We start from the raw sequence: 6863 nt of genomic DNA on the forward strand, positions 1-6863 counted from the left end.
ATCTTACCTGCCGCGCTGTTTCAATTTAATGGTTTTACGATTCAACCGTTGTTTCGGAATGATCTTGTGTGGCTGTAGCCGTGGTAGGTTCACTAGCAGCTTTAATGACGATAGCATCATCGATCAGTTCAGCTTCAAGATTGTGTTTTTCATCATGATCAAGCACATAATCAGCTAACTTATCTTCAATTTGCTCTTGGATAACTCGCCGTAATGGTCGAGCTCCCATCTTTGGATCAAATCCGAGTTCAACTAATTTACCTTCGACGGCTTTAGAAACGTGAACATGTAAATCACGATCAGCTAACATTTGATTCATATCTGAAATCATCAGTTGAACAATTTGACCAAGGTCTTCTTCAGTTAAAGCATTGAATTCAACGATGTCGTCAAAACGATTCAAAAACTCTGGCTTGAAGTAATTAGTTAACTTATCAAGGACAGATTTGTTGTTGTTAGTTGAACCAAATCCCACACTAGCAACCATGTCGCCGGTTCCAGCATTACTGGTCATAATAATGATGGTGTCCTTAAATGAGACTGTCCGACCTTGGGAATCAGTTAGCCTTCCATCATCTAAAATTTGTAAGAACATATGCATAACATCAGGGTGGGCCTTTTCAACTTCATCCAAGAGAATGAGGCTGTATGGGTGACGCCGCACTTGTTCAGTTAATTGACCAGCTTCTTCGTAACCGACATAACCAGGAGCAGCACCGATTAACTTCGATGTTGACGTTTTGTCCATGTATTCACTCATGTCAAAGCGAATCATAGCATCAGTTGAACCAAATAAGAGTTTAGCTAATTGCTTAGCTGTTTCAGTCTTCCCAACCCCAGTTGGCCCAACAAAGAGAAAACTGCCAATTGGGCGGCCAGATTTATTTAAGCCAATACGGTTCCGACGGATGGCACGCGCAATTTTATCAACGGCTTCTTGTTGTCCAATAACATGAGCGCCCAATTGCTTGTCAAGATCACGAAGCTGGTTAGCCTCTTGCTTTTGCATATCACCGACAGGAATATTGGTCATTTCTTCAACGATCTTTTGCATGTCTTGTTCGGTGACTACGGCAGCTTCTTCCGTATGATTTTCTTCGGCATCCTTCTTCGCTTTTTCTAGTTTTTGAACTTGATCCCGATAAAAGGCTGCTTTTTCATAATCCTGATTTTCGGCAGCTTGTTGCTTATGAGCTTCGGCGGTATGAATTTGATTTTCGATAGTTCGTGGATCAACAGTCTTTAAAGTCAAATTCTTTCGTGATCCGGCCTCATCGAGCAAGTCGATGGCCTTATCAGGCAAGAAGCGGTCTTGGATATAACGATCTGATAATTTGGCTGCAGCGGTAATGGCATCATCCGTGTACTTGACATGGTGATAATCTTGGTATCGTGGCTTGATCCCATTCAAAATTTGAATGGTTTCTTCAACACTCGGTTGCGCAACTTCAACCGGTTGGAAGCGCCGGGCTAAGGCCGCATCTTTTTCAATTTGCCGGTATTCATTTAGAGTCGTTGCCCCGATTAATTGGAATTCACCACGTGCTAATGCGGGTTTCAAGACGTTTCCAGCGTCCATCCCACCTTCAGCATTTCCAGCACCCATAATTTCGTGTATTTCGTCAATGAACAGGATAATATCATCGTTCTTCGAAACTTCTTGAATCAATTGTTGCATTCGTTGTTCAAATTGGCCTCGAATTCCGGTCCCTTGAACTAGGGAAACGACATCTAAACGAATAATCTCTTTATTTGCCAGTTTTTCTGGCACCTGACCGGAAACAATTGCTTCGGCTAGTCCTTCGACGACTGAAGTTTTACCAACCCCAGCTTCCCCAATTAAGACGGGGTTATTCTTAGTTCGGCGATTTAAGATTTCAACAACTCGGGCGATTTCTTTATCACGACCGATGACGGGATCAATTTTTCCTTGCCGGGCAAGGTCAGTCATGTTGATTCCATATTGGCCCAAGAGCCCTTTACCTTTACGACCACCACCGCTGGTTTGGCGTTGGCGATTATCTTGATCACTATTTAAGTTGGCATTTTGATTGGCGGCCATGTTATTCATCGCCCGCATAAAATCATCAAGGTTTTCAAATCCGTTGTTTGACATTCCAGATCCTCCATTCATCATATTCATTTGCATATTTTGAAATTGTTGATAACAAGATTGACATAAGTCAAACTGCACTCGCTCACCATTAATGTTCATTTGTAGGTGAATCGAAGCAGGGTTTTCATGACAGTTTTGACAAAGCATGATTAACTCCTTTCATAAAAGGTGTTTGACCTTTCTTGACTATTGTTGGTGTATATTATACTAAGTTCCAATTTGAAAGCAAGCGGTTTGCACCAAAAATTAGCACTTTTCATCTGAGAGTGCTAATAAGGTGTATAATAAGTTTAAGGAAATTAGAAGTAAGAAGGTGAAGTAATGGATTATCAATCAGAATTGGACCAATTATGGGATCAAAAGATTGATCAATTAGAAGTTAAACCAGATGAATTCATGAATTTTCAAGAAGTCTTTCGTAATTATAGTCATCGTTCGCAAATTCGTGGTGAAGCCCAGCGGGGAGGGACGATCCTGTATAAATTAGTTCAAGATGAATAAAAAATAATTGTATTTAGCGCTTTCATTTGATATTATGAATATAACTTTAGTGGCGGCAGTCACTGACTTAAGGAGATAGATTATTATGGAAAAACGCGATTTTCATGTTACTGCTGAAACGGGAATCCATGCACGTCCAGCAACAATTTTAGTTCAAACAGCTTCAAAGTTTAGCTCAGACATTAACTTAGTTTACAATGAAAAGAGTGTTAACTTGAAGTCCATCATGGGTGTTATGTCCCTTGGTGTTGGTCAAGGTGCTGATGTTACCATCACTGCTGAAGGTGATGATGAAGCAGATGCAATGAAAGCAATTGAAGAAACAATGGCTAGTGAAAATTTGGCTGAATAAATTTCTTCTTGTTCTGGGTCGGGAGTTATCCCGATCTTTTTTATTTTTCTTAAGATTCTAGTGCTAAATTGCTTGCTTTGGGATCCTTTAGTATAATATTACTGTTTGTGAGTAGGATAAAAGGAGATGCAATTTTGCGAATTGGGATTTTCACAGATACATATTTTCCACAGGTCAGTGGGGTGGCCACTTCAATTAAGACTTTACGTGATGAACTAACTAAGCAAGGGCATCATGTTTATATTTTTACAACCACTGATCCTCATGCCGATAAAGTTGCGGATCGTTACCATGGGATCTTTCGTTTTCCGAGTGTTCCGTTTGTATCCTTTCCAGAACGGCGAATTGCTTTTAGCGGGTGGGTAAAAGTCCTGATGATCGCACGGCGCCTTCATTTGGATTTAATTCATAATCAAACCGAGTTTTCACTGGGAATTATGGGGAAAATGGTGGCCCGCGAATTACGCATTCCATGTTTACATACCTACCACACCATGTACGAAGACTACTTACATTATGTAGCAAATGGGCGTTTAATCAAACCGCGCGATGTGGCAACGGCAAGCCGGGCTTATCTTAAGCATATGACAGGAATTGTTGCCCCTAGTGACCGAGTTTTAGAAACTTTAGAATCTTATCAGGTCAAAGTGCCCATCCGGGTGATTCCAACGGGAATTAATCTGTCGGTTTTTCAGCATCCTGATACGCCGGAACAGATTACTGCCTTACGGCAACGTTATGGTTTCACGAATGAGACTCCGGTAATGTTGTCATTGAGTCGATTAGCCTTTGAGAAAAATATTACGGGATTGATCGATTCGATGCCCGATATATTAGATCAAAATCCACAGGCTCAATTATTGATTGTTGGGGATGGACCGGCTCGGATGTCTTTAGAGCGTCAAGTGAAGGCCATGCATCTAACAAATAATATTCAATTTACGGGACAAGTTGATAATGATGATGTTCATCATTATTATCAAATGGCCGACGTCTTTGTGTCGGCTTCTGATTCGGAGTCACAAGGATTAACTTATGATGAAGCTTTAGCGTCTGATATACCAATTGTTGTGATGCAAAGTGAGTATACTGATGAACTCATTGATGATCGGGCAATTGGGATCAGTTATCAAAAAAAGGCAGATCTCGTTCAAGGGGTCTTATACTACCTTGCCCGTGGGAAAAATACTAATGATATCCAAAAACGACAGGCTAAATTAGATTCAATCTCGGCCGAAGTTTTTGGACAACGGATTGTTGAATTTTATGATGAATGTATAATGCGTAATCATAATCAACAATTAGAGCGTAAACAGCGCTTTTTGATGAGGAAGCGACATGATTAAGATTACAATGTATTCTCAAGCAGATTCGGTTGCTGGACAAGGGGTCGGCAGCGCATATATCGAATTAATGGGTTTATTGAAAGAACGATTTAAGGATCAATTTGAAATTCACGTTAATCAGTATGGGGAAAGTGACATCAGCCACTATCACACTATTAATCCCACCTATTTCTTATCAACTTTTAGTAAAAAACGAGGGCGAAAAATTGGTTATGTCCATTTTTTGCCGGAAACCCTTGAAGGTAGTATCAAACTCCCCAAAGTGTTTCGGAAAATATTTTATTGGTATGTTATTGCTTTTTATCGGCGGATGGATGAATTAGTGGTGGTTAATCCTTCTTTTATTGATAAATTAGTTGCATATCAAATTCCGCGCGATCGAATCACATACATTCCTAATTTTGTTGATGATCAACATTTCTATCCAATGTCCGCAGAAGAACGATTGGCCCTACGTCAGAAATATCATCTTAAGTCAGACAAATTCATTGTGATGGGAAGTGGCCAGATCCAGGAGCGCAAAGGGGTTTTTGATTTTATTCAATTAGCAAAGGATAACCCACAAGTTCAATTTATTTGGGCCGGTGGTTTTTCCTTCGGGCGGATTACGGATGGATATCCAGAGTTGAAAAAAGTTGTTGATAATCCACCGGCGAATTTATGGTTTCCGGGGATAGTTTCGCGAACTGAAATTAATGAATTGTTGAATTTGGCGGATCTATTTTTATTGCCTTCGTATAACGAATTGTTCCCAATGTCGGTTTTAGAGGCGTATAGTACGGGAACGGCTGTGATGTTACGCGATCTAGATTTATATCACGATATAATGGACGGTTATTATCTACCAAGTCACGATGAAATGGATATGAATACAAAATTGCAGCAATTAATTCATGATCCAGCTAAATTAAAGGAACTCCAACAGGCAGCATTAACGGCGTCACAACGGTATTCCAAAGACTATTTAGCGGGAATTTGGCAAGACTTTTATATAGACCAGGCTCATAAGGGGGGGCACTAATGAATCGAAAAAATTGGTTAGCGCTGATCCTAATGTTGGTCGTCGGAGTTGGAATTTTTGCTTTTTCACTCCGTAATACTGATTTACATCAATTGTTAATTGATTTATTAGCCTTAAACTGGGGATGGTTTGCGATTGCGATTGTGTGTATTGGACTTTACCTTGGGCTTGAAGGAGTTGTCGTGAAGCTTTTTATGAAGGATAGTTATCCAAGCTTTTCATGGAAAGATGCGATGCGAATGCCCTTGATTGAGCAACTCTTTAATGGAATCACCCCATTTTCTAGTGGTGGTCAGCCTGCTCAGATCATCGCGATGCTGCAAAGTGGCGTGGATGGTGGACGAGCAAGCTCGGTGCTCTTAATGAAGTTTGTTGTTTTTCAAGCAATGATTGTGATTAACTTTATTGTGAGTTTAGTCATGGGCTTTCACCTTATCTCAACTAAGTTACAAGGACTAACACTTTTTGTAGTGATTGGCTTCATAATTCACTTTGCTGTCATTGTCGGTTTATTAATGATCATGTATTGGTATCAAATGACTAAACGACTAACTAATTGGGTCATAAAACCATTAAACCTATTTATGAAGCCAGAACGTTATGCATCAATTGCAGTGACCTTAAATGAAAAGATTGATACTTTCTACAAGGAAAGTGTCAAAATGAAGAAGCAGTACCGAAAACTAGCGAAGGTGTCGATAGTAACCCTCTTCCAATTATTTTTCTATTATGCGATCCCTTATTTTATTCTTAGAGCTTTGGGCGTTAGTGGGTTAAATTTTTGGATGATTTTAAGCTTGCATGTAATCATATTTATGGTGACATCGGTTTTCCCAATTCCAGGGGGAACTGGTGGGGCCGAATATGGCTTCGTAGTTCTTTTTGCCGGATATGTTCAATCAAATAGTAAATTGGTATTAGCAATGCTACTTTGGCGCATATTGACTTATTATGTGGGCTTGTTTGCAGGGATGTTTGCATTGGTAATAAAACCAGATAAAGTGACAGAGATCGATTAGTGATGAGCTAATCGATTTTTTGAAAGGAAATGAAATGGAAAAAACGGAACTTCAAATCATTATCGAACGACTATTGGCCATGAAGGCTGATCGTCATTTAGGACAACAGGTCCGGCGGTTTGACCAATATGGTATTCCAGTTTGTCAGGTAACATACCGATCGGCAAGTGATCTTTATATCGTAGAACGGTTTAATTCGGCTGTTTCTACAGAGTTTGATCAAATCGATTTAGCCGCAATTGAGATCTATGAGTCAATTAGTGAATTCAAAAGTATTTTTTAAAAAATGGTTGACGATCAAAGATGTGACTGGTATATTATAAAAGTTACTTAAGGCAAACAGGATGTTAAACATTATTAAGATAAAATAAGATTTGACAGATTTGTCGGTAAGTGATACATTATAAAAGTTGCTTTTAGCGGTCAGTATAAAAAAGAAATTTAAAATTTCTTGACGATATTATTGCTGAGTGTTATAATAATAAAGCTGTTAAAAAGCAGCAGGGTA

General features: G+C 39.4%; 7 protein-coding genes. 6 read left to right on the forward strand and 1 reads right to left on the reverse strand.

Features of this window, described 5'->3' with window-relative positions:
• Positions 1-34: 34 nt before the first annotated feature.
• Entirely contained in the window at positions 35-2263 is a 2229-nt protein-coding gene (locus FC60_RS01145) for an ATP-dependent Clp protease ATP-binding subunit (protein ID WP_056936681.1), read from the reverse strand.
• A gap of 174 nt (positions 2264-2437) precedes the next feature.
• Between FC60_RS01145 and FC60_RS01150 the strand changes: the two genes are divergently transcribed.
• The 6 genes from FC60_RS01150 (at position 2438) to FC60_RS01175 (ending at position 6638) form a co-directional block, all read left to right on the forward strand.
• The gene (locus FC60_RS01150) at positions 2438-2617 is read left to right on the forward strand and encodes a hypothetical protein (protein ID WP_056936682.1); all 180 of its coding nucleotides are present in this window, start codon (positions 2438-2440) and stop codon (positions 2615-2617) included.
• Positions 2618-2702: 85 nt separating this feature from the next.
• Entirely contained in the window at positions 2703-2969 is a 267-nt protein-coding gene (locus FC60_RS01155; protein ID WP_040467922.1) for a phosphocarrier protein HPr, read from the forward strand.
• 134 nt (positions 2970-3103) lie between these two features.
• Complete coding sequence (locus FC60_RS01160) at positions 3104-4315, forward strand: glycosyltransferase family 4 protein (protein WP_056936683.1); 1212 nt, start codon at positions 3104-3106, stop codon at positions 4313-4315.
• Positions 4308-5336: a glycosyltransferase family 4 protein gene (locus FC60_RS01165; protein ID WP_056936684.1), complete on the forward strand. Its 1029-nt coding sequence runs from the start codon at positions 4308-4310 to the stop codon at positions 5334-5336. The genes FC60_RS01160 and FC60_RS01165 overlap by 8 nt, the downstream gene beginning before the upstream one ends.
• Positions 5336-6355: a lysylphosphatidylglycerol synthase transmembrane domain-containing protein gene (locus tag FC60_RS01170; RefSeq protein ID WP_056936685.1), complete on the forward strand. Its 1020-nt coding sequence runs from the start codon at positions 5336-5338 to the stop codon at positions 6353-6355. Before FC60_RS01165 ends, FC60_RS01170 begins: the two co-directional genes overlap by 1 nt.
• A gap of 34 nt (positions 6356-6389) precedes the next feature.
• Positions 6390-6638 carry a DUF1797 family protein gene (locus tag FC60_RS01175; RefSeq protein ID WP_056936686.1) on the forward strand — a complete coding sequence of 83 codons (249 nt, stop codon included), beginning with the start codon at positions 6390-6392 and terminating at the stop codon, positions 6636-6638.
• The last annotated feature ends 225 nt before the right edge of the window (positions 6639-6863 follow it).

This window comes from Limosilactobacillus gastricus DSM 16045 (genome assembly GCF_001434365.1).
Classification (GTDB): domain Bacteria; phylum Bacillota; class Bacilli; order Lactobacillales; family Lactobacillaceae; genus Limosilactobacillus; species Limosilactobacillus gastricus.